At 71.4% G+C, this 22420-nt stretch carries 19 protein-coding genes; 3 read left to right on the plus strand and 16 right to left on the minus strand.

The annotated features are described in order from the left end of the window. Positions 1-69 precede the first annotated feature (69 nt). Positions 70-1083 carry a chemotaxis protein CheB gene (locus tag AB0H43_RS28105; RefSeq protein WP_360004107.1) on the plus strand — a complete coding sequence of 338 codons (1014 nt, stop codon included), beginning with the start codon at positions 70-72 and terminating at the stop codon, positions 1081-1083. 84 nt (positions 1084-1167) lie between these two features. Then, complete coding sequence (locus AB0H43_RS28110; protein ID WP_360004109.1) at positions 1168-3021, plus strand: CheR family methyltransferase; 1854 nt, start codon at positions 1168-1170, stop codon at positions 3019-3021. Here AB0H43_RS28110 and AB0H43_RS28115 read toward each other — a convergent pair. The 10 genes from AB0H43_RS28115 to AB0H43_RS28160 form a co-directional block, all read right to left on the minus strand. After that, positions 3018-3794, minus strand: coding sequence for an ATP-binding protein (locus tag AB0H43_RS28115; RefSeq protein ID WP_360004111.1), 777 nt, complete (start codon positions 3792-3794; stop codon positions 3018-3020). The two genes, AB0H43_RS28110 and AB0H43_RS28115, sit on opposite strands and share 4 nt — an antisense overlap. A 134-nt stretch (positions 3795-3928) precedes the next feature. Next, positions 3929-4633: an SDR family oxidoreductase gene (locus tag AB0H43_RS28120; protein WP_360004113.1), complete on the minus strand. Its 705-nt coding sequence runs from the start codon at positions 4631-4633 to the stop codon at positions 3929-3931. Next, positions 4630-6060, minus strand: coding sequence for a D-glycero-beta-D-manno-heptose 1-phosphate adenylyltransferase (gene rfaE2 / locus AB0H43_RS28125; RefSeq protein ID WP_360004115.1), 1431 nt, complete (start codon positions 6058-6060; stop codon positions 4630-4632). Before rfaE2 ends, AB0H43_RS28120 begins: the two co-directional genes overlap by 4 nt. Next, positions 6021-6620 (minus strand): SIS domain-containing protein, encoded by a 600-nt coding sequence (locus AB0H43_RS28130; RefSeq protein ID WP_360004365.1) that lies wholly within the window; start codon positions 6618-6620, stop codon positions 6021-6023. Before AB0H43_RS28130 ends, rfaE2 begins: the two co-directional genes overlap by 40 nt. A 26-nt stretch (positions 6621-6646) precedes the next feature. After that, positions 6647-7591: a glycosyltransferase gene (locus tag AB0H43_RS28135; RefSeq protein ID WP_360004117.1), complete on the minus strand. Its 945-nt coding sequence runs from the start codon at positions 7589-7591 to the stop codon at positions 6647-6649. After that, entirely contained in the window at positions 7588-9147 is a 1560-nt protein-coding gene (locus tag AB0H43_RS28140; RefSeq protein ID WP_360004119.1) for an HAD-IIIA family hydrolase, read from the minus strand. Before AB0H43_RS28140 ends, AB0H43_RS28135 begins: the two co-directional genes overlap by 4 nt. Positions 9148-9198: 51 nt before the next feature. Further along, a complete protein-coding gene (locus AB0H43_RS28145) occupies positions 9199-10116 on the minus strand; it encodes a glycosyltransferase (protein ID WP_360004121.1) in 918 nt (305 codons plus the stop codon). Beyond that, positions 10113-11747 carry a carbamoyltransferase C-terminal domain-containing protein gene (locus AB0H43_RS28150; protein ID WP_360004123.1) on the minus strand — a complete coding sequence of 545 codons (1635 nt, stop codon included), beginning with the start codon at positions 11745-11747 and terminating at the stop codon, positions 10113-10115. Before AB0H43_RS28150 ends, AB0H43_RS28145 begins: the two co-directional genes overlap by 4 nt. Before the next feature lie 11 nt (positions 11748-11758). Further along, positions 11759-12691 (minus strand): glycosyltransferase family 9 protein, encoded by a 933-nt coding sequence (locus AB0H43_RS28155; protein WP_360004125.1) that lies wholly within the window; start codon positions 12689-12691, stop codon positions 11759-11761. Between the two features lie 5 nt (positions 12692-12696). Continuing rightward, complete coding sequence (locus AB0H43_RS28160) at positions 12697-13950, minus strand: glycosyltransferase (protein WP_360004127.1); 1254 nt, start codon at positions 13948-13950, stop codon at positions 12697-12699. A 95-nt stretch (positions 13951-14045) separates the two neighbouring features. On the opposite strand from AB0H43_RS28160, the gene AB0H43_RS28165 reads away from it, so the two are divergent. Next, a complete protein-coding gene (locus AB0H43_RS28165; RefSeq protein ID WP_360004129.1) occupies positions 14046-14879 on the plus strand; it encodes an SDR family oxidoreductase in 834 nt (277 codons plus the stop codon). 9 nt (positions 14880-14888) lie between these two features. On the opposite strand, the gene AB0H43_RS28170 is transcribed toward AB0H43_RS28165, so the two are convergent. From AB0H43_RS28170 to AB0H43_RS28195, 6 genes are all read right to left on the minus strand, one after another. Further along, positions 14889-15977 carry a DNA topoisomerase IB gene (locus tag AB0H43_RS28170; protein WP_360004130.1) on the minus strand — a complete coding sequence of 363 codons (1089 nt, stop codon included), beginning with the start codon at positions 15975-15977 and terminating at the stop codon, positions 14889-14891. Positions 15978-16091: 114 nt separating this feature from the next. Next, entirely contained in the window at positions 16092-17582 is a 1491-nt protein-coding gene (locus tag AB0H43_RS28175) for a hypothetical protein (RefSeq protein ID WP_360004132.1), read from the minus strand. 35 nt (positions 17583-17617) lie between these two features. After that, positions 17618-18334: a response regulator gene (locus tag AB0H43_RS28180; RefSeq protein WP_360004133.1), complete on the minus strand. Its 717-nt coding sequence runs from the start codon at positions 18332-18334 to the stop codon at positions 17618-17620. Beyond that, a complete protein-coding gene (locus AB0H43_RS28185; protein WP_360004135.1) occupies positions 18331-19758 on the minus strand; it encodes an ATP-binding protein in 1428 nt (475 codons plus the stop codon). Before AB0H43_RS28185 ends, AB0H43_RS28180 begins: the two co-directional genes overlap by 4 nt. A 10-nt stretch (positions 19759-19768) precedes the next feature. Beyond that, a complete protein-coding gene (locus AB0H43_RS28190; RefSeq protein ID WP_360004137.1) occupies positions 19769-21748 on the minus strand; it encodes an APC family permease in 1980 nt (659 codons plus the stop codon). A gap of 91 nt (positions 21749-21839) precedes the next feature. Further along, a complete protein-coding gene (locus tag AB0H43_RS28195; protein WP_360004139.1) occupies positions 21840-22355 on the minus strand; it encodes a GNAT family protein in 516 nt (171 codons plus the stop codon). Positions 22356-22420: the final 65 nt, after the last annotated feature.

The following is a 22420-nucleotide window of genomic DNA, read 5'->3' on the forward strand; positions in this document are numbered from 1 at the left end:
ATGAACCACCTTGGGCGATAACGGTGTGCTGGATCGCGTAACGGGAGGCCAACGCCTAGAGTCAGAAGGGTGACGCATCGCGACGTCGTGGTCGTCGGGGCGTCGGCCGGTGGTGTCGAGGCCCTACGGACGCTGGTCGCCGGACTGCCCGGCGATCTGCCCGCTGCGGTCCTGATCGTGCTGCACGTGCCCCGGTCGGCCCCGAGCGCGCTGGCCGCCATCCTGGCTCGGGTCAGCAGCCTACCCGTCCGGCCGGCCGTGGATGGGGAGATGCTGCGGCACGGGCGCGTCTATGTCGCGGTCGTCGATCGCCACCTGCTGCTGCTCGACAACCGCATCCGGCTCTCGCGCGGTCCGTCGGAGAACGGCCATCGGCCCGCGATCGATCCGCTCTTCCGGTCCGCGGCGCGGAGTTTCGGCCCGCGTGTCGTCGGCGTCGTCCTGTCCGGTACGCGGGACGACGGTGCGGCGGGGCTGGCCGTCATTTCGCAACTCGGCGGGGTGACCGTGGTCCAGGACCCCACGGACGCGGCGTACCCGGCGATGCCACGTGCCGCGATGAACGCGTGCGACGTCGACCACGTGCTGCCGGTGACCAAGATCGGAAAGCTGCTCGGCGAGCTGGTACGCCAACCGGCCCCACCGTTCGTCCCGGGGGAGGATCCGCTGCTGGACGCCGAAGTCGACGTGTCGAGCAGCGTCCCGGACGGCGAAAGCGACCTGGGCTCGCCGGCCACCTACGGCTGCCCGGCCTGCGGCGGCGCGCTGTATGAGATCAGCGGCGTGCCGATTCCGCGATACCGCTGCCGGGTCGGCCACGCCTGGTCCCCGGAAAGTTTGCTGGAGGAGCAGTCGGCGGCGTTGGAAAGCGCCTTGTGGATGGCGCTGCGGGCGCTGTCGGAGAAGTCCGCGCTGAGCCGGCAGATGGCCGCGGCGTTCGAGGATCGGCTGGGCGGGCGGCACACCGTCGGACGGTTCGAGACGATGGCCCGGGACGCCGACGACGCCGCTGAGATGATCAAGAGTTTGATCGAGGAGATCGGCGCGACCGCAGACGGGCCGGCCGTCCAGTCCACGGAGTGACGCGTACGCGGGGCTCGGGCAGATGATCGGCCTGATGGAGTACGGTACTCGGGGCGTGACGCTTGTGCCCGGAGGACGTTGGCGATGATGATCCAGGCAGATCCCCAGTTCGAAGCGCTGCTGACGTATCTGAAGGACGCTCGCGGCTTCGATTTCACCGGTTACAAGCGGTCCAGCCTCATGCGACGGGTGGGTCGCCGGATGACGCAGGTCGACATCCAGGACTACGGCGAGTACCAGGACTACCTCGAGCTGCATCCGGACGAGTTCACGGCTCTGTTCAACACGATCCTGATCAACGTCACCGGCTTCTTCCGTGACCCCGACTCCTGGGAGTTCCTGCGCAACGAGGTTGTGCGCCCGTTGTTGCTGAGCAAGCCCAGCGACGCCCCGATCCGCATCTGGAGCGCGGGCTGCGCCTCCGGCGAGGAGGCGTACACGCTGGCGATCATGCTGGCCGAGGTGCTCGGCCCAGACGAGTTCCGCCAGCGGGTCAAGATTTACGCGACCGACGTCGACGAGGAGGGCCTGGGCCAGGCCCGCCAGGCCAGCTACACCGAGAAGGACGTCAACGGCCTGCCCACCGAGCTGGTCGAGCGCTACTTCGAGGTGACCGGCGGACGCTACGTCTTCCGCAAGGACCTGCGCCGATCGGTGATCTTCGGGCGTAACGACCTGATCCAGGACGCGCCCATCTCCCGGATCGATCTTCTGGTCTGCCGGAACACCCTGATGTACTTCAACGCCGAGACGCAGGCGCGCATCCTGTCCCGGTTCCACTTCGCGCTCGGCGAGGGCGGCGTGCTGTTCCTCGGCAAGGCCGAGATGCTGCTCAGTCACACCAGCCTGTTCGCGCCGATCGACCTCAAGCGCCGGGTGTTCCGCAAGGTGCCGAGGTTCTTACAGACCAACGGGTCGTTGTTCGTCGACGTGCCGCACGTGCCGGCGCGGACCGAGGTCGGCCCGATCGATCAGCTGCGCAACGAGGCGTTCCAGGCCAGCCCGGTGGCCCAGATCGTGGTGACCTCCGACGGGCTGGTGGCGCTGGCCAATCGCCAGGCCGAGACCCTCTTCGGGGTGACCAGCCGGGACATCGGCCGGCCGTTCCGCGATCTCGACGTCTCCTACCGGCCGCTGGAGCTGCGCCGCTTCATCGAGCAGACGCAGGTCGAGCGCCGGATGACCCGGGCCGGCGACGTCGAGTATCTGCGTGGCCCCGGCGACTCGGTGCACTTGGAGGTCCAGCTCAATCCGCTCGTCGACGCCGACGGCGGACTGCTCGGCACCTCGTTGATCTTCCACGACGTGACCGCCGCCCGGCGGCTGCAGGAGGATCTCGAACTCGCCAACCGGCAGTTGGAGACGGCGTACGAGGAGCTGCAGTCGACCAACGAGGAGCTGGAGACCACCAACGAGGAACTTCAGTCCACGGTGGAGGAGCTGGAGACGACTAACGAGGAGCTGCAGTCGACCAACGAGGAACTGGAGACGATGAACGAGGAGCTCCAGTCCACCAACGACGAGCTGCAGAGCATCAACGACCAGCTCCGGGCCAGCACCAACGAGCTGGACGAGGCGAATCTGTTCCTCGAGGCCGTCCTGACCAGCCTCCGGGCCGGAGTCGCCGTGCTCAGCCGCGACCTGGTCGTGCAGGTCTGGAACCGCCGGGCCGAGGATCTCTGGGGACTACGCAAGGAGGAGGCGATCGGCGAGCACTTCCTCAACCTGGACATCGGACTGCCCGTCGAGCAGCTTCGCCCGGCGATCCGCAAGGTGCTCAACGGCGAGCCTCAGCCGCAGGAGACCCAGCTGCCCGCGGTCAACCGCCGGGGCCGCCAGATCGACGTGCGCGTCGTCTGCACACCGCTGGTGTCCAGCTCCGGCGAGGTGACCGGAGCCATCCTCGTGATGGAGTCGGACCACCTGAGCGGGAGTTAGGCCGCCGGGCGTACGCGCAACGAGGCCCACACCGTCTTGGCGTGCATCCCGACGGTCGTGCCACAGGCGCTGGCCAGCATCGCGACGATCATGAGGCCGCGTCCGCCGATCCGGTCGTCGCCGACGTGGTAGACCAGGCTCGTCAGCGGTTCGATCGGGAACAGCGCCGGGGCGTACGCGGTGTCGCGGACCTGCAGGTGCAGCTGTGCTCCCCGATGGGTGATCACCAGGTCCATTTCGGTCCGGGCATGCTGGACGGCATTGGTGACCAGCTCGGAGACGATCAGCTGAGCGGTGTCGGCCATCTGCGGAAGCCCCCAGTGACGGCAGCAGTCACGGGTCATCGCCCGCGCCTCCCGGACCGCGTCCGGCCCCGGCGCCAGATGCCGGTACGCCCGATGCGCCGCCGTGGTCTCCTGGTCGGCCGCCGCGAGGGCCGCCGCCCGGTTCGCGTGCAGCGCGACGCGCCACCCGATGAGTTCGCGAATCCGGCGGCCCGTCTCGGTCGACGGATTGACGTAGCACTCGAGACGGATGCCGCAGTCGAGCATCACGCGCTTGTCGAGGCTGGGCAGGATGTTCAGATTGAGCGGGTCGCGTACGTCGATCCCGTCGAGGCCGAGCAGCAGCACCCGGGGCTGCTCCGGCAGGATCTTCAGCACCGACCGGCGCAGTGAGGCGGTCCCGGCGAGGTCGAGCGAACCCGCGGGCCGTAGGTCGTAGACACCGGTCCGCAGATTCTCCCGAGTCACCGTCGTGAGGCTCGTCGTCATCACCCGATCCGGCCGGGCCACCCGGAGGCGGCAGGCTGTCGCCGAGCCCTATACCCACCCCTAAGACGAACAAATCACCCCTAAGTCCGCCTGAGGCCGTCGGCCTGCCTGATCACGGCCAACTGGGCTCGACATCACGGCCAGGACGGCTCGACGTCCGGGCAGACGACCAGTTCGCGCACCGCACAGGCGGCTGGGCGGCTGAGCGCGAACACGACGGCCTCGGCGACCTCCCGGGGATCGTTGAGGTGGGCGTCCGGCCCCGGCTTGTACTGCTCGTCCCGCCCGTCGAAGAAGCCCGTCCGCATCCCGCCCGGGATAAGCATCGTGACCCCGGTCCGGCCCTGCAGCTCGGCCGCGAGCGCCCGGGTGAACCCGACCACCCCGAACTTGGCGGCGCAGTACGCCGTCGCGTCCGACAACGCCCGGAGACCCAGCGTCGAGGCCACTGTGACGACGTGCCCGTTGGCCGACTCGGCGAGGAAGGGCAGGGCGCTCCGGACGACGGAGGCCGTGCCGAGCAGGTTCACCCGCACGACGCGCTCCCAGTCGTCGGCGGCCACGTCGGCGAGGCGGCCGGGCCGGTCCACGCCGGCGGTGGTCACCACGGCGTCGAGCCCGCCCAGCTGCTCGGCGACCCGGCGTACGCCCGCCTCGACCTCGCCGTTGTCGGTGACGTCGGCCTTCGCCCAGGGCAGCCCGGCGACGGCCGGCGGATTGAGATCGAGTACGCCCGGCGAGCCGCCCGCCGCGGCGACGGCGTCGCACACCGCCGCGCCCAGCCCCGTCGCCCCGCCCGAAACGAGCACCCTGCCGATGGCTACCTTGCCGATGGTCATGAGATCCTCCCTGCCAAGTTGATCAGTCGCGTCGTGGAGTGCCCGTCGAGATAAGGCACCACCACGGTCTGGCCGCCCCAGCGCGCCAGGTGTTCGTTCTCGGGCAGTTCGTCGCCGGAGTAGTCGCCGCCCTTGACCCAGACGTCGGGCCGCAGGGCGGTCAGCACCTCGATCGGGGTCGGCTCGTCGAACAGCACCACGGCATCCACACAGGACAGGGCGGCGAGCACCCGCGCGCGGTCGGCCTCACCGACCACCGGACGGTCCGGCCCCTTCAGTGCGCGTACGCCGTCGTCGGAGTTCAGGCATACGATCAGGCAGTCGCCGAAGCCGCGGGCCGCCTGCAACGTCGCGACGTGACCGGCGTGGAGCAGGTCGAAGCAGCCGCCGGTCGCGACGACCTGGCCGCCCGCCGCCCGCACCCGGTCGACCATGCGCCGGGCAGCCGTGATGTCGAGCACCAGGCCCCCGGTCTCGGACGGCGGCGGAGCGGTGTCCCACGTCGTCGCCGCCCCCGTGGCGACGAACGCGGTCGCCGCCCGCACCGCTTCGTGAGCCGCTTCGCTGGCCAGCCCGCCCGCGGCGAGCACCCGGGTGGCGGTCGCGGCCAGCCGGTCGCCGGCGCCGCAGGCGTCCCCGTCGACGTGGGCCGGAGCCGGAATCCCCAGCGGCACGCCCCGGCCGTCGATCAGCAGCGCCCCGTCGGCGGCGCGCGTGACGCAGACCGCGGCGGCACGCCACTCCTGCCGGGCGCCGACCGCCCGCCGGGTCAGCTGGGCGAGCGGACCGCCGTCGGCCGGGAACGGCCCGCCATCGGTGTCCGGGGGCAGTTCGCGTTCGTTCGGCGTCACCAGACGCAACCCCGGCACCGGCGACGCGCCTCGCGGATGGGGATCCCACACCACCGGACGCTCTGCGGCTGCGACCGCCAGCCAGCGGCGTACCTCGGCGATCGAGGTCAGGCCGCGACCGTAGTCGCTGACGAGGACGGCCTCCGCGGCGGCGAGCGCGGCCTCGGCCTCCGGCGGCAGTTCGCCGATCTCGGGCTGGGCGCACTGGCGGTCCAGGCGCAGCAGCGTCTGGCCGTGCGTACGCAGCCGGATCTTCTCCGGCGTCGCGCTGGCGGGCGCGGCGAGGACGCGTACGCCGCACTCAGCCAGCAGTGCCGTCAGCCGCCGTCCGGCTGGGTCGTCGCCGAGCGCCGTGATCAGGCAGACGTCGCCGCCGTCGCGAGCGGCCAACGCAGCGGCGAGGGCGGCGCCGCCGGGGCGGTCCACCGCGTCGGACTCCTCGAGCACCGGCGCGGGCGCGTCCGGAGTGAACCGTTCGACGTCGCCGTGCACGTCGCGATCCAGCAGCGCGTCGCCGAGGACGACGAGCGGCCCGGTCATCGTGCCGCCCCCGGGGCGTACGCGGGCTCCGCCCACTCGGCCTCGGCCGGCAGCACCGACCGGACGACCTCGTCGATGAAGCCGCACAGGACGTGGACCGCCACCTGATGGACCTCCTGGACGATCTGGGTGCTGGGGGCGGGTACGGCGAAGAAACGGTCGCACTCGGCCGCCAACGGGTTCGGCACCGGCCCGGTCATGCTCCATGCGCTCGCCCCGACCTCGCGCGCGGCGCGGGCGGCGGCGACCACGTTGGGGCTGGTGCCGCTCGTGGACAGGAGGAGGACGACGTCTCCCGGGCGGCCGTGTGCGCGTACCTGGCGGGCGAAGACCTCGTCGTAGCCGTAGTCGTTGCCGAGGGCGGAGGTGATCACCGAGTCGGCGGTCAGCGCCACGGCGGGCAGCGGCGCGCGTTCGCCGTCGAACCGGCCGACCAGTTCGGCGACGAGGTGCTGGGCGTGCGCGGCGCTGCCGCCGTTGCCCGCCGTCAGGAGGCGACCGCCCCGGGCGAGCGTCAGCGCCAGGTGCACGCCCCAGTCGTGCAGTTCGCCGGCATCGCGCTGCAAGCGGCGCAGCGCGTATTCCAATTGACGCAGGTGAACCTCTACCGGGTCTACCAGACTCACAGCTCACACACCTCCTTGAGGGTTCGGTCCCAGTCGGCCAGGAATCGGCCGAGCGTGAAACGGCGTTCGTACGCCTGCCGGCCGGCCGCGCCGAGGCGGGCCGCCGAGTCCGCGTCGGCGGTCAGCCAGCGGGCCGCCTCGACGAGCGTGTCCACGTTCGTCGACAGCACTCCGGCGGCGGCCGGCACGGCGTCGACCGCCTCGGTCGTGGCCAGGCCGATGACGGGCTGGCCCATCGCCATCGCCTCGATGAGGCTGAGCCCCAGCGAGGTCCAGCGCATCGGGTGCAGGTATGCCCGCCGCCGCGCCAGCTCCCGATGCATCTCCGCCTGCGGCGGATCGTCGTAGGTCGTGATGCCGGGCGTAGGCGGCAGCGCGCCGGCGCCGATGCCGAACACGTCCAGCGGCGCGGCGGCGGCGAACCGGGTCAGCAGGTCCGTCCCGGTGACGCGACCCCGGCGGACCGGCTCGTTGATGACCACGCCCAGCCGGGCGAGGTCGCCGGAGTACCGCCGGCCCGGGTCCGGGATGCCGTGTTCGATGACCGTGCGCGCGGTGTGCCCGCAGTCCCAGAACAGGTCGTTGAAGTGAGTGACATGCACGATCAGGACATCGGAGCGGTCGGCGAGCGGATGGCGGGTCAGCGGCACGTCGCCGCGCGGCGTGTTGTGCTCGACGTAGACGAGCGGAAACCGCCGGCCGGGCAGCCACTGCCGCAGCAACTCCAGTTCTTCCGGGCGCTGTAGCACCACGCAGTCGATGTCGGCGTGCGCGAGTTCCTCCGGGGTCAGCTCGACGGCGTTGTCCGGCCAGGTGAACGTGCGAGCGCGACCCCGGCCGTCCGGTCCCCGGTCCGGCGTCACCGGGATCAGATATTCGTGCTCGCCCTGGACGAACGCGGTCATCCAGGAGCCGTGCACATGCCAGCACAGAATCCTCACGCGACTCTCCTCACCAGACGGTCGACCGCCGCGACGACGTCGGCCGGAGTGATGGACGACAGGCAGGGGTGGCCCGGCAGCGGGCACTCCGTCGCCCGGGTGTCGCGGCACGCGGCCGCCGGATCGCCGAGGCGTACCACGGGAGTGCGGTAGGGACCCCATCGCTCGAACGGCACGGTCGGGGCGAACAGGCTCACGACCGGCGTACCGGTGGCGGCGGCCAGGTGAGCGGGCCCGGTGTTGGCGGTCACGACACACGCGGCCGCGGCCAGCAGGCGGGTCAATCCGGCCACGTCGGTCCGCCCGCCCACGTCGACGGCGCCGGCCACGGCCACCTGGGCGGTCAGCTCGCGCTCGCCCGGCCCGCCGGTCACCAGCACCGGAAGGCCGGCCGCGCGCAGGGCGGCCACGACCTGCGCCATCAGCTCCGGGGGACAGGTCCGGGCCGCGGCGCTCCCGCCGGGATGAACGACGATCTGACTGGTACGCATGACGGGCTGCCCCAGGTCCACCAGCAGGTCGCCGGGGTCGTCCGCGGGCAGCCGGTAACCCGCGGCGGCGGCGACCGCCAGCGCCCGGACGGGTTCGGGAAGGTCGTCCGGTGGCCGGACGCGCAGGTCGAGCAGGCTGCCGGGATAGTCGTGGCTGATCGCCGTGATGCGGCGTACGCCGGCCAGCCGCAGCACCAACGCGGTCGGCAACGGCGACTGGTGGTACGAGGTGAAGATCAGCGCCTCGTCGAAGTCGCGCCGCGCCAGGTCTTCGGCGAACTCCGCGAGCCCGGCCGGGCTGACCGGAGCCGGATCGGCGTCGATCCAGGGGGTGGCGTACTCGACGACGTCGTCCACTCCGGGGAGCAGCCGGGCGGCGGCCGATCCTCGGGGTCCACACCAGACGGTCACCTTCCCGGCGTTGGCGGCGATCGCCCGGACGGCCGGACCGGTGACCACGACGTCGCCGAGCGAATCGGGGCGTACGACCAGGACGTTGTTGCCCGGCCGGGGCAGGGGTGCGGTGGGCTGCACGATCCGGTGCCGCAGCAGGATCCAGTCCGCGGCGGTCTCGAGGTCGGTGACGGCGGACGGCGCGGCGATCACCTCGGCGACCCGGGTCTGCTGATTCGGGACGAGCAGCGGAGTCGCTCCGGCGGCGAGCGCGGCATCCACATCGGACGCGATGTCGCCCACGACGACGCATCGGCGGGCCGGTACGCCCAACGTGTCCGCTGCGGCGTGCACCAGTCCGGCCCGGGGCTTGCGGCAGTCGCACCCGTCCTCCGGCGTATGCGGACAGACCTGCCACGTGTCGAACGGACCGAGCAGCTCGTCGACCCGGCGGTTGACCTGGTCTACCTGATCACGGGTCAGCCGGCCCCGCCCGACCGCCGACTGATTCGTGACGACGCCGACGCGCAATCCGTTGGCACGTAAGCGATCGAGGGCCGCTCGCGCGCCGGGCATCGGCGTGACGCCGGCGGGATCGCCGCTGTAGGGGCGATCGGCGATGAGCGTACCGTCGCGGTCGAAGAGGACCGCGTCGAACAGGCCGTCGGACATACCGGGCGGATACCCGGCCTCCGGTTCCCCTAACTCCTGGAAGGAGCTTAATTACTTCTGTTCGGACCGGACGCCGGTGGCAGGCCAGCTCGGCACCCGGCGATGGCGCCACCACCCGGCCAGCCAGTGCCCGACCGCCAGCGGCGGGATCGCCACGCTCGTCGCGATCAAGGGCAGCGGTCGACGTCGTTCCGCCGGGGCCGCCCGCAACCGGTGCGCCGCGAAGTCGGCGGTGGCCCCCGCCCACGCCGCGGCGGCGACGGTCGCCCAGGCGTACCGGCGGGTCGCGAACAGCCCCAGACTCGTCAGCCCGAGCAGCGTGGTCACGGTGTGCCGCCGACGCCGTCCGTGGGGCACTTCCAGCAGTCCGTGCCAGCCCGAGCCGTAGCGCCGCCGCAGGTACGCGTCGTCCGCGTTGCCCCGTTGCGACCGCAGGCTGACCCACCGCCCCGCTGGGCGTACCGGATGATCGGTGGCGCGCGACCCCACGACCAGGCAGCCGCCGGCGGCCCGGACCCGGAACGCGAGATCCGCGTCCTCCCGGTACGCGCGGGGGAAGTTCTCGTCGAACCCGCCGGTGATCAGCAGCATCTCGCGCCGGTACGCGATGTCGGCGGTGATCCACCGGGCGTGGGCGAGCCCGGAGGTGTTGGCGTGCCAATCGGTGCGCTCGCCGTCCGGGACGGTGACCTGGGCCTGGACCGCGGCCACCGAGGCGGGCTGGTCGAGGTCGGCCAGCAGTCGCGCGCGCCAGCCCGGCCGGGGCACCACGTCGTCGTCCAGGAAGACCACCCACTCGCCGCTGGTACGCCGCCAGCCCTCGTTCCGGGCGTGCGCCGGGCCGAGCCGATCGGAGTCGACGACCACCTCGATCGGCTCGGTCACCCCCTCCTCGGCGAGCCGATCGAGCAGCCGCCGCAGCTCCGGGCGGCCGGTCGTCGGGATGACCACCGAGAACGTGGGGCTCATCGCGGCCTGCGCACGGCGAACGGGCCGATCGCGAGCAGGTCCACCGGGGCCGACCCGAACAGTTCGAGCGCCTCCTCGGGCGTGTCGACCATCGGCCGGCCGGCGGTGTTGAGCGAGGTGTTCACGAGCACCGGCAACCCCGTACGCCGCTCGAACTCGCTGAGCACGCGGGCCATCAACGGCCGTTGGACCGGGTCGACGGTCTGCACCCGGGCCGTCCCGTCCACGTGGGTGACCGCCGGGATCTTGTCGAGCCACCCGGCGCGGACATTGTGGACGAACAGCATGTACGGACTGGGCAGCGCGCCGTCGAAGACCTCGGCGGCCCGGCTCGCCAGGACCATCGGCGCCACCGGCCGGAACGACTCGCGTCCCTTGACCTCGTTGAGCCGCTCGGTGTTGCTCGCGTGGCCCGGATGAGCCAGCAGAGACCGGAAGCCGAGCGCCCGGGGGCCGTACTCGCTGCGGCCCTGGAACCACGCGACGACACCGTTGTCCGCCAGAACCTCCGCGGCCTCGGCGGCGATGTCGGCCGGGACCGTGTACGGCACTCGCGCCCGGCGTAGGCGGGCCTCCAGCTCGTCGTCGGAGAAGCCGCGCCCGAGATCGGCGCCCGGCATCGGCGCGACCGGCCCGTCCGCCGCGTGCAGCGCAGCGCCCAAGGCGGTTCCGGCGTCGCCCGCCGCCGGCTGGATCCACACTGTCTGGAAGGGACCCTCACGGACCAGGCGGGCGTTGGCGACGCAGTTGAGCGCCACCCCACCGGCCAAGGTCAACGCCGCAGGACCACCGGACGCGTCGTACAACCAGGCCGCGAGGTCGAGAACGACCTCCTCCAGCCGCCTCTGCACACTCGCCGCCAGGTCGGCGTGCTCGGCCTCGACGCGGCCGTCGGCGGTGCGCGCGGCGGCGAGCTTGGTCAGGTCGAGGTCGCCGACGACGAACCCGCCGTCGCCGGTCGGGCGGACGACGTCGCGAAGCAGGTCGAGGTGCACCGGTGTGCCGTAGGAGGCCAGCGCCATCACCTTGTACTCGTCGCTGGACCGCAGGAAGCCCAGATGCTCCGTAACCTCCTCGTACCAGGTCCCCAAGGAGTGTGGCAGCCGCTGGGCGGCCAGGACGTCCAGGCGGCCGTCCCGGTAGCGCCCGGAAAGGTGACTCGCCGCCTCGCCGCGGCCGTCCAGCACCAGCACCGCGCAGTCGCGGTGGCCCGCCTCGGGAGGAGCCGCCAGCGCCGCCGAGGCGGCGTGCGCCACGTGATGCGGGACGAAGACGACCTTCGCCGGATCCAGTCCGGGCAACGCAGTGGCGAGGAACTGCGGGGCCCGTTCGGCGTACTGCACGCGCAGCCAGTCCCAGGGATCGGCGATGCCCAGCTCCTCCGGCGGCCGGCACAACGCCGGATCGAAGGAGTACGCGACCGCGTCGAGATCCTGCGGTTCCAGCCCGGCCTGGCTCAGACACCAGCGGGCCGACAGCTCCGGCAGCTCCCAGGCGCTGAACGGCACCGGGCGTTTGCCGTGCTTACGACGGCTGAACCGCTCCTCCTCGGCGGCGGCGACGATCCGGCCGTCGACGACGAGGGCGGCGGCGGGATCGTGGAAGATCGCGTTGATCCCCAGTACGCGCATAGCTGTCTCCCTTAGCTCGGTGATGCGCCGCTGAGGGCGCGGTCGGCGGCGGTCACGACGTCGGCCGGGTGCACCGCGGTGATCCGCCCGCTGGAATGGCGCAGAACCTGATGGCGGGGCAGCCGCGGCGGACCCCAGCGCCGGGGGTCCATCGCGTCGAAGAGCACCACCGAGGGGACGGCGTACGCGCTGGCGAGGTGCGCCACGCCGGTGTCCCCGCTGACGACCAGCCGCGCGGCGGCGACCAGCGCGGCCAGCTCGGCGACGCCGGTCCGGCCGACGACGTTCCGGACGCCGGGCACCTCCCCGACCAGGTGAGCGTCGTGATCGTCGGCCGAACCGGTGACCACCACGTCGTGACCGAGCGTCACCAGGGTGCGGGCGACCTCGGCGTACCGGCCGACCGGCCAGCGCACCGAGCTGCGGCCGCCTGGATGCACCACCGTCGCGCCCTTCGCGAGCGGCGGCTCCTCCGGTACGCGCAATGCCAGATCATCCGGGTCGGCGGAGCCGCCGTACCAGGTCACCAGACGGCACCACCGTTCCACTTCGTGCTCGTCCGAGGCGTACTGCGGACCGTCGTGGAAGCCGGCCGCCGGGCAGGCGTAGGCCAGCAGCCAGCTCGGCCCGGTCGCCAGCAACAGCCGATGCGACTCCGGGCCCCGCCCATGCAGGTTGACCGCGACGCCGACTTCGCCGATCGGGCCGAGCGGCTCGGTCAGCCCGGTCCGGGCGTCCAGCGGCAGGAGGTCGTCGACCGCGTCCGCGAGCCTGACCAGCGGCCGCAGCCAGTCCGGGGCGACGAGGGTGATCCGCTCGCCGGCGAACCGTGTCCGCAGCCCCCGGAGCGCGGGCACGGCGGTGCAGAAGTCTCCGATGCCCAGGGCCCGGAGTACGAGGACGTCGACGTCGTCCGCCTCGGTCACGTCGTGTGCCTCGGTCACGTCGGTCACGCCGCGGAGACGGCGCTCGCGGCGACGGGCTGCGGCGCCTGGACCGACCGGTAGACCGACTCGATCTGCTCAGCGATCCGCGGCCACGGATACCGGCCGCGAACCCGCTGCAGACCACCGGCCGCGTACGCGTATCGCAAGGGCTCGTTGTCGAGCAGGCTCCGGATCGCGCCCGCCAGATGCGTGACGTTTCCGGGTTCCACGAGCAGCCCACAGGTCCCGTGGATCACCGAGTCACTCAGCCCGCCGACCGCGTACGCGACGACCGGCGTACCGCAGGCCATCGCCTCCAGCGGCGTCAACCCGAACGGCTCGTACGCCGGCGCGCAGATCACGAGGTCCACCGCCTGGTAGAGGGCCGGCATCCGCCAGCGGTCCACCGCGCCGAGCAGCCGCAGCCGATCGCCGACGCCGTATTGTGCCGCCGCGGTCACCAGCCGCTGCGCCTCCGGGTCGCTGCCGAGATCGCCCTGACCCGGTCCGCCGGCGATCAGCAGTTCGGCGCCCGGCAGCGCCCGGAGCGCCCGGACGATGTCGGCGTACCCCTTGCGTTCCACCAGCCGCCCGACACTCAGCAGCCGGGCGGGCCGCCCCTCCGAACGCATCGAGGGGCCGTCGTCCCCCGGATGGAAGAGATCCGTGTCCACCCCGGACGGGACGACGTCGATCCGGTCCCGGCGTACGCCGATGCGCAGCAGCTCCTCGACCTCGTCGGCGCACTGCGCGACGACCCGGTCGGCGGTGGTGGCGACCCTCGTCTCCAGACCGATGCGACCGGCCGGGCTGGTGTCGGCGTCGCCCTGCATGCGCCGTTTGACCGTCCCGAGCGCATGGAAGGTGGTCACCAGCGGAACGGGGTCGCCCCGGCGGGCCTCGGCCGCCTCCAGGGCGGCGACACCGCTCATCCAGAAATGCGCGTGCACGACGTCGGGAGCCGGTCCGGTGGCCCACTCGGCGGCCAGCCAGCGCCCGAACTCGCCCATGTACGGCAGCAGGCCGTCCTTCGGGATGCGCTCGGCGGGACCGGCCGGGACGTGCACCACCCGGAAACCGCCCGGGGCGTCCACGGCGTCCGGCAGGTGCGGACCGTCGCGGCGGGTGTAGACCGTCACCTCGTGCCCCCGCCGGGCGAGGGCGGTGGCCAGCGCCTCGACGTGCACGTTCTGGCCCCCGGCGTCGACGCCGCCGGGCGGCGCCAGCGGATTGGCGTGCTCGGAGATCAGAGCCAGGCGGAGCGGTGTCTCGGTCATGCGAGAAGCGCTACCCGGCCACTACCGGCTCAAACTTCACTTCTCCCGTCAGCCGCCGGGCGCATGGACTCGGGCTTTCGGGGTATGGCGCAGTCATGTCTGAGCCACAGCAACGGCCACCCGGCACCCTGACCGACATGCGGACCAAACCGGACCACGGTGAGGACTCCTATCGCGGCTCGGGCCGGCTGACCGGGAAGAAGGCCGTGATCACCGGTGGCGACAGCGGGATCGGCCGAGCGGTCGCGATCGCGTTCGCCCGCGAGGGCGCGGACGTGCTGATCTCCTATTTGAGCGAGGACGAGGACGCCCGGGACACCGCCCGCCTGGTCGAGGAGGCCGGACGGCAGGCGGTGCTGGTCGCGGGGGATCTCGCCGACCGGGCGCACTGCGAGCAGGTCGTCGCGACGGCGGTGGACGCCTTCGGTCAGGTCGACGTGCTCGTCAACAACGCGGCGTACCAGATGACGCACGAGACCCTCGAGGAGATCAGCGACGAGGAGTGGACGCGCACCTTCGACATCAACATCACCGCGATGTTCCGGCTGGTCAAGGCGGCTCTGCCACACATGGGGGAGGGCGGGTCGATCATCAACACGAGTTCGATCAACTCCGACATGCCCCGGCCGACCCTGTTGCCGTACGCGACGACGAAGGGCGCCATCGCCAACTTCACCGCAGGGCTCGCCCAGTTGCTCGGCGACCGCGGCATCCGGGTCAACGCGGTGGCGCCCGGTCCGATCTGGACGCCGCTGATCCCGTCCACGATGCCGCCCGACCACGTCGAGGAGTTCGGCAAGAACTCTCCGCTCGGCCGGCCCGGCCAGCCCGCCGAGGTGGCCCCGGCGTACGTGCTGCTGGCCTCGGACGAGGCGAGTTACATGTCCGGCGCGCTGATCCCGGTGACCGGCGGGAAGCCGATCCTGTAGCCGATCCGGTCACTCGTTTCGCAGGACGGCCATCGTCGTCCGCTCGGCCTTCTGCCAGAGCCGGGCCTCGTCGGCGGTCGTCCGTGCGGTGTTTCCGTTCGCCGCCTTCGCCCGTGCGGCCTTTTCGGTCGTGGCCTTCGAAGTCGTGGTCTTCGAAGTGGTCTTCGTGGTGACCGGCGGCAGCTTGCCGGACTCGAACACGTCCACGATCCGAGGGTCGACGTAGGACTTGCGGGCGACCGCGGCCGTGTTGCCGAGGGTGTCCGCGGCCGCACGCATCGCCGCCGCCACCGCCCGTTTGCGCGCGCTCGCGGTCGCGCACCGACCCGCCTGGCACAGACTCAGCGTCGCCGCGACGGTGCCGTGCCAGGTGCGGAAGTCCTTGGCGGTCAGGTCCAGCCCACTGATCTCCCGCAGATAGTCGTTGACGTCGCCGCTCTTCACATCGACCCACTTGCGGCCGTCGCGATAGGCGAGCAGGTCCGGATGGTCGTCCGACCGGCGCAGCAGCGCCCGGAAGACCCTGGCCAGCGCGGGATCCTCGACGGTGGCGTCGGTGTCCGTGCCGCCCTTGGCCGGGAACGACAGGCGTACGCGGTCGCCCCGGACGCTGACGTGCTCCCGGCGCAGCGTCGCCAGCCCGAAGGTCGCCTCGCCCAGGTCGGGATCGTCGACGGCGTACGCCTCCCCGCCGACGCGCAGCGCGGCCTGGTCCAGCAGCCGCACGGCGGCGGCCAGAACGCGCCGGCGAGTCAGCCCGTGCTCGGCGAGATCCTCACGCACCTTCCGGCGTACCGTCGGCAACTTCCGCGCCATCTCGGCCACGTGCGCGAACTTCGCCCGGTCCCGTCGGCGCCGCCACTCGTCGTGATACCGATACTGCGTACGCCCGGCGGCGTCGACGCCGGTGGCCTGGATGTGACCGCGTTCGTCCGGGCTGATCCAGACGTCGGTCCACGCCGGCGGCAGCACGAGCGCCTCGGCCCGCTCGCGGTCGGCCCGGCTGACCGGACGGCCGAGGTATCGGTAGGAGAATCCGCGGCCACGCCGGCGTCGCTCGATACCCGGGGCGGAGAGGTCACTACGGCGAAGTCGCACGGTGACGGCATACCCCAGGTCGCCGATCGGCGAACTAGTCGCTCGCCGTGACGCCCGGCGGATCGTACCCCTGGTCCCGGCCGGTGTGCGTCGGCCGGGACCACCGGCGCGCGCTCAGTAGCTGTAGGACGACCGGTTGTGCAGATAGGTCTGGTACCACTTGGCGAACGGGGTGTCGGTCGACGGATAGTTCGGGATCGGCAGGCCGGTGCTGTCCTCGGCGAACCGTGCGACCCGCAGCATCGCCGACTCGCGCACGTCGTTCATCCAGGTCGTCTGCGGCACACCGCGGTCGGCGGTGATGGCGGCGAACGTGGTGTTCCACAGCAGAGTCTGGTACGCCTCCCGGTCCTGCCGATCGTCGTATTCGACGTCGACCGCCATGATCTGCGGGTAGATGATGCGGTGCCACGAATCGTGGAAGAAGGGATTCAGGCTGTACTGGAGGGTCTGCGTCATCCCGCTCGGGAAGTAGTTCGACTCCACCTCGATCGTCTGGCCCTTGTCGTTGCTGGCCCAGGTGGTGGAGTACCCGGGGATGTTCGTCATCGTGCCCGCCGACCAAGTGACCTCACCCAGGCTGACGCGGGCGGTGCTTTCGATGTACAGGTCGGGGTTGGCGGGGTCCATGTGGATCTCGCTGACCGTCTTCGGCCCGGTCACCCGCAGCGACGGGAGTTGCCCGGCCATGAACGGCGTGCTGGGCAGATGCCACTTGAGCCGGCCGCTTACGTCCACATAGCCCAGGCGGTACCAGAGGGACGAGCGATGAGCTGACTGATGCACCTCGACCAGGATGCCGGAGTCGGTCAGCGCGACGACCGGGTTCCGGCCGGTGTCGTAGCGGGCATGGGCCAGCCATTTGACGGTCCAGTCGCTCTGCACCTGCCCGGTCCAGTACCACAACGTGCCGTGCCCGGAGTCGTGGACCTCGACCACCTGCCCGGAGTCGTTGATGGTCACCGCAGGGTCCACGCCCCGGTCGCGCAGGTACGCCAGTCGTGACTCCACGCGGCCGGACAACACCGGGATGATCTTGCCGCGAAGGTCGTCCACCGTGTCGCCGGGTTTCGGCTGGGCGAGCCGGCTCGGCCCGAAGACGGTGGTCAGGTCGTCGACGAGGATGGAACTGCTGCCCTGTTCCGTGTTGAGATTGCTGTGGGTCGCGATCACGAGGGTGATGGGGGCGGCGTCCCGGTTCCGGTCCGACCACTTCTTGACGACGAGAAGCCAGTCGGTCAGCGCATTGGTCTTGGGATTGTCGCCGCCGTGATAAACGGCGTCTCCCGGAGCGTCGTCGCCCACTTGGAACTGCCCGTGCACCAGGTGCACGTCCAGTTCGAGCTGGCGCACCTGGAGATCCAGCTGGGACCGGAGGTCTCCGCGGTCGCCGCCGGAGTAGCTGTTGTGGGTGGAGGCGAAGACCGCCTCCCGGAAGAGGGGATCACCGTCGCGGGGTGACGGGGCGTGCGGCGCGGCCGCGCCCGGCGCCGCGAGGGCGGGGCAAGCGGTCGCGGTGAGCACCGCCAGGACGAGCAGTCGCAGGACTGGACGCAAGAAGGACCTCCAGGTCGTCGATGGGCCGGCGACTGCGGGGGTCGTCACCAAATGCGACAATATCGTATTAATCGGTCAAACGATCATCGACCCTCGGCGTCAGCAACGTCCATGGCGCCGGCGTCCGGTACGAACCGATAGCCCAGCCCCGGGTCCGTACGCAGATAACGCGGCCGGCTCGGGTCGGGCTCGAGTTTGCGGCGCAGATTGGCCATGTGCACCCGGAGGTAGTTGGTCTCGGTGCTGTAGCGCGGTCCCCAGACCTCCTGGAGCAACTGCTGATGGGTGATCAGGCGGTCGGGGTTGCGGAGCAGCACTTCCAGCAGATGCCACTCGGTGGGCGTCAGCCGCACCTCAGTGCCGGCCGCGGTCGTGATCCGTTTCGCGGCCAGGTCGGCGGTGAACGCGGCCGTCGTGACGACGGCGGGGGATTCGGCCGGCGTCGTACGCCGCATCGCCGCCCGGATGCGGGCCAGCAGCTCGCCCATGCCGAACGGCTTGGTGACGTAGTCGTCGGCTCCGGCGTCCAGCGCGTCGATCTTCGACTGCTCGGTGAGCCGGGCGGACAGCACCAGGATGGGCACGGCCGACCAGCCGCGGATCGCCTGCACGACGGCGACGCCGTCGAGATCCGGCAGCCCGAGGTCGACGATCACGAGGTCGGGCGGACTGTGCTGGGCGGCGGCCAGCCCGGCGGCCCCGTCGGGGGCGACGGCGACCTCGTAGCCGCGGGCCGACAACGCGATGCGCAGCGCCCGCAACAGCTGACGATCGTCGTCGACGACCAGCACCCGGCTCACGGAACGATTCCATCATCGACGTGCGGAACACGGGCGAGCGGCAGGCTGACGGTCACCGTGAGACCGCCGCCGGAGGTATCGGAGGTGGTCAGCGCGCCGCCCATCGCCTCGGTGAAGCCACGGGCGATCGCCAGGCCGAGGCCCAGCCCGCCGGTGGTGGTGCGGTCGCCGAGCCGCTGGAACGGGGCGAACACGCGATCGCGGTCGGCGGCGGGGATGCCCGGCCCGTGATCGATCACCCGCAGGGCGACCGTGTCGGCCGTCGCGTCGGCGGTGACGAGGATCGGCGTACCGGGTGGGCAGTGGAGCACGGCGTTGGCGACGAGGTTCGCCACGACCCGTTCGAGCAGCCCAGGGTCGGCGTACGCCAGCGGCAGGTCGTCCGCGACGTCGACGGTGACCGCGGCGAGCGGCCCCGGCTGGTGGAGGAGGGCAGAGGCGACGACCTCGTCGACGGCGGTCGGCCGGGCGTCGACGCTGAGCGCGCCCGCTTGGAGCCGGCTCATCGCGAGAAGGTTCTCGACGAGGTCGGCCATCCGATCGGCGGACTCCTCGATGGTCTCCAGCAGCTCGGCCTGCTCCCGGGGTCCGAGGTCCAAGTCGGGGTCGCGCAGGCTCGATACGCCTGCCTTGATCCCGGCCAACGGCGTACGCAGATCGTGGCCGACCGCCGCGAGCAGGGCCGACCGCAGCCGGTCGATCTCGGCCAGCTCCCGGGCCTGGGCAGCCTCGGCGGCCAGGCGCTCGGCCTGCAGCACCCGGGCCGACGCGGCGGCGATGCGGCCGAGGAACCGGGGATCCGGAGCGAAGATCTCGGGACCCTCGACGACCAGCTTCAGGCCGGTTCCGGCGGGCACCGTGAGCACCGGCCGACCGGTCAGGCCCCGGCCCGACTGCGCCACGACGTGCTCGACGCCGGACGGATCGGTCTCGACGAGGGCAGCGGTGTCCATGCGCAGCGTCTGGCGTACCCGGGTCAGCAGAGAATCCGTGGACCCGGCGGCGACCGGCTCCGCGCTGATCCGCGCGAGCAGGGCCGCCTCGACCCCGGTACGCGCGGCGGCCGCCCGTTGCCGCGCGGCCAGGTCCATCGCGACGCTGACGGTGATGGCGACCGCGACCGACACGAACAGGGTGATCACGTTGTCGCCGCTCGCGACGCGGAAGGTGTGGTAGGGCGGCACGAAGAAGAAGTTGATCAACAGGTTGGCGGCGACCGCCGCCGCGAGCGACACGGCCAGGCCTCCGGCGATGGCGGTGATCACGACGGCTACCAGGTACAGCAGGATGACGCTGGCCAGCGAGACGTGACCGCGTAGCGGCAGGAGGATGCCCGTCAGGGCGACCAGGCAGACGAGCGCCACCAGTGCGCCGGTCCGCACCCGGCGAGCAGCCGGGTGCGGACCGGTCGGCGCGTCACTCATCACCGTCAAGTTAGCTCGTACGCCCGGCCTGGGCCGGGAGCTCGGCCGGGATCGGCGTCGGCGTGCCGGTCGAGGCGAGCTGCCAGGGCACGCTCGTGACCATCACGCCACGCTTGTAGAGCAGCCGGGCCTTGAGCCGGAGCGCGGACTGGTTGTGCAGCAGATGCTCCCACCAATGGCCGACGACGTACTCGGGGATGTAGATGGAGATGAGGTCCTGCGGGTACTCGGCGTGCAGGCGCGCGATGAAACTCAGCACCGAGCCGGTGATGTCGCGATAGGGGGACTCCACGACGGTCAGGGGCACCGGGATGTCGTGGACCTCCCACTCGTTCTGCAGCTGGCGCACCTCGTCCGGGGTGATCGCCACCGTCAGCGCGGTCAGCGTGTCCGGCCGGGTCGCGCGGGCGAAACCCAAAGCGCGGATGGTGGGCCGGTGCAGGCGCGAGACCAGCACGACCGCGTGGATGCGCGGCGGCAAGACCATGCCGCCCGGCTCCGGCGTCAGCTCGGTCGCCACCCGGTCATAGTGCCGCCGGATCGCCCGCATCATCGTGAACAGCACCGGGATCGCGATGACCACGAGGTACGCCCCGTGCGTGAACTTGGTGACGGTCACGATGACCAGCACGAGACCGGTGAAGCACGCGCCGACCGCGTTGATCGCCTTCGAACGGTGCATCCGCCGTCGCTCGATCGGATCGCGCTCGGTCCGCAGCAACCGGTTCCAATGTCGCACCATCCCGGCCTGGGACAGGGTGAACGAGGTGAACACGCCGAGGATGTAGAGCTGGATCAGGCTCGTGACCGACCCCTTGTACGCGTAGATCAGCGCCCCGGCGACGACGGCCAGCAGGATGATCCCGTTCGAGTACGCCAGCCGGTCCCCGCGCGTATGCAGCTGCCGGGGCAGGTAGCGGTGCTCGGCGAGGATGGAGCCGAGCAGCGGGAACCCGTTGAACGCGGTGTTGGCCGCGAGGATCAGGATCAGCGCGGTCGCGGCCTGGATGTAGAAGAACCCGATCGAGCTGGACCCGCCGAACACGGCCGAGGCGAGCTGCGCGATGACGGTCCGCTGCGCCTCGGTGGTGCAGTCGCCCGGATAGCCGACCAGGTCACAGGTGTTCTCGACATAGTGGACTTTCGAGATCATCGCCAGCGCGGTGATGCCGCCGAACATGACGATCGACAGCAGGCCCATGGCGGCCATCGTCCGGGCGGCGTTGTCGCCCTTGGGCGGCTTGAACGCCGGTACGCCGTTGGAGATCGCCTCGGCTCCGGTCAGCGCGGTGCACCCCGACGAGAAGGCCCGCAACGCCAGGAACAGCAGCGCCAGACCGGACAGCCCGGTGTGCCCCGGCTCGGGAACGACCCCGAACGCCGCGCTCTCCGCCACCGGCGCGTCGCCGAAGGCCATTCGGACGAAGCCGGTCACGATCATGATGAGGACGCCGGCGACGAACATGTACGTCGGCACGGCGAAGATGCGGCCGGACTCCTTGACCCCGCGCAGGTTCATCGCCATGAGCACGGCGACGAACACCAGGTTGACCGGCACCCGCCACGGGTTGAGCGCCGGGAACGCCGAGATGATGTTGTCCACGCCCGCCGCCACCGAGACGGCCACGGTCATGACGTAGTCGACCAGCAACGCGGCGGCCACGACGAGACCGGCCGACGGCCCCAGATTCGTGCTGGCCACCTCGTAGGAGCCGCCGCCACTGGGGTAGGCCCGCACCACCTGCCGGTACGACAGCACGACGACGGCGAGCAGCACGACGACGCCCAGCCCCACCCAGGGCGCCAGATACAGGTACGCCAACCCGCCCAGCGTCAGGACCAGCAGGATCTCCTGGGTGGCGTACGCGACGGAGGACAGGGGGTCGCTGGCGAAGACCGGCAGCGCGATCCGCTTGGAGAGCAGCTGCTCGCCGAGCCGGTCGCTACGCAGGGGACGGCCCACCACCAGGCGCTTGAATATCTCGAACACGACCCCAGTGAAGGTCCTCCGGGGCGCGGAAGCGGTGATCTTGACGAGTTCTTAACGGCTCGGTGGCCGATCTTGACGCCGCGTTAGCGCGTCACTCCGTCCCGAGGAGGTGGAACAGCACGTGGTCCTGCCAGCTGCCGGCGATCTTCAGATACGACGGAGCCACCCCGAACGGCCGGAACCCGTTCCGCAACAGCACCTGCTGCGACGCCGTGTTGTGCAGGAGCGTCTCCGCCTGAAGCCGGTGCAGACCGAGATCGCCGAAGGCGAGGGCGACCGCATCGGCGACCGCCCTCGTGGCGAATCCCCGGCCCTGGTGCGCCGAGCTGACCCAGTAGCCGATGGCGGCCGACTGCAACGCGCCCCGGGTGATCCCGTTGAGGTTCAGCCGGCCGATCACCTCGTCCCCGTCCAGGATGACGAGCGGAACCATGGTGCCTTGCGCGTACGCGGCAAGGGACGTTTCGAGGACCGTGCGCTGGTTCTCCAGCGTGAACCACGCGTCCTCGCGTGTCGGCTCCCAGGGCGCGAGGGCCTCCCGGTTCGCCTGGAGCAACGCGGTCACGGCGGGGGCATCGTCGACGGTGGCGACACGGGTGACCGGCATGGCGAGAACTCCTCTTCGACGGGCAGAGTGGCGATCCGAGCGGCGCAGACCATACCGTGGCCGCG

This window comes from Hamadaea sp. NPDC050747 (assembly GCF_040654195.1).
Lineage (GTDB): Bacteria > Actinomycetota > Actinomycetes > Mycobacteriales > Micromonosporaceae > Hamadaea.

Excerpts from the sequence above, each read along its gene's own strand:
- AB0H43_RS28120 (WP_360004113.1), bottom strand. The coding sequence starts at position 4,633 with ATGACCATCGGCAAGGTAGCCATCGGCAGGGTGCTCGTTTCGGGCGGG.
- AB0H43_RS28185 (WP_360004135.1), bottom strand. The coding sequence starts at position 19,758 with ATGAGTGACGCGCCGACCGGTCCGCACCCGGCTGCTCGCCGGGTGCGG.
- AB0H43_RS28165 (WP_360004129.1), top strand. The coding sequence starts at position 14,046 with ATGTCTGAGCCACAGCAACGGCCACCCGGCACCCTGACCGACATGCGG.
- AB0H43_RS28115 (WP_360004111.1), bottom strand. The coding sequence starts at position 3,794 with ATGACGACGAGCCTCACGACGGTGACTCGGGAGAATCTGCGGACCGGT.
- AB0H43_RS28150 (WP_360004123.1), bottom strand. The coding sequence starts at position 11,747 with ATGCGCGTACTGGGGATCAACGCGATCTTCCACGATCCCGCCGCCGCC.
- AB0H43_RS28140 (WP_360004119.1), bottom strand. The coding sequence starts at position 9,147 with ATGTCCGACGGCCTGTTCGACGCGGTCCTCTTCGACCGCGACGGTACG.
- AB0H43_RS28110 (WP_360004109.1), top strand. The coding sequence starts at position 1,168 with ATGATGATCCAGGCAGATCCCCAGTTCGAAGCGCTGCTGACGTATCTG.
- AB0H43_RS28160 (WP_360004127.1), bottom strand. The coding sequence starts at position 13,950 with ATGACCGAGACACCGCTCCGCCTGGCTCTGATCTCCGAGCACGCCAAT.
- AB0H43_RS28195 (WP_360004139.1), bottom strand. The coding sequence starts at position 22,355 with ATGCCGGTCACCCGTGTCGCCACCGTCGACGATGCCCCCGCCGTGACC.
- AB0H43_RS28145 (WP_360004121.1), bottom strand. The coding sequence starts at position 10,116 with ATGAGCCCCACGTTCTCGGTGGTCATCCCGACGACCGGCCGCCCGGAG.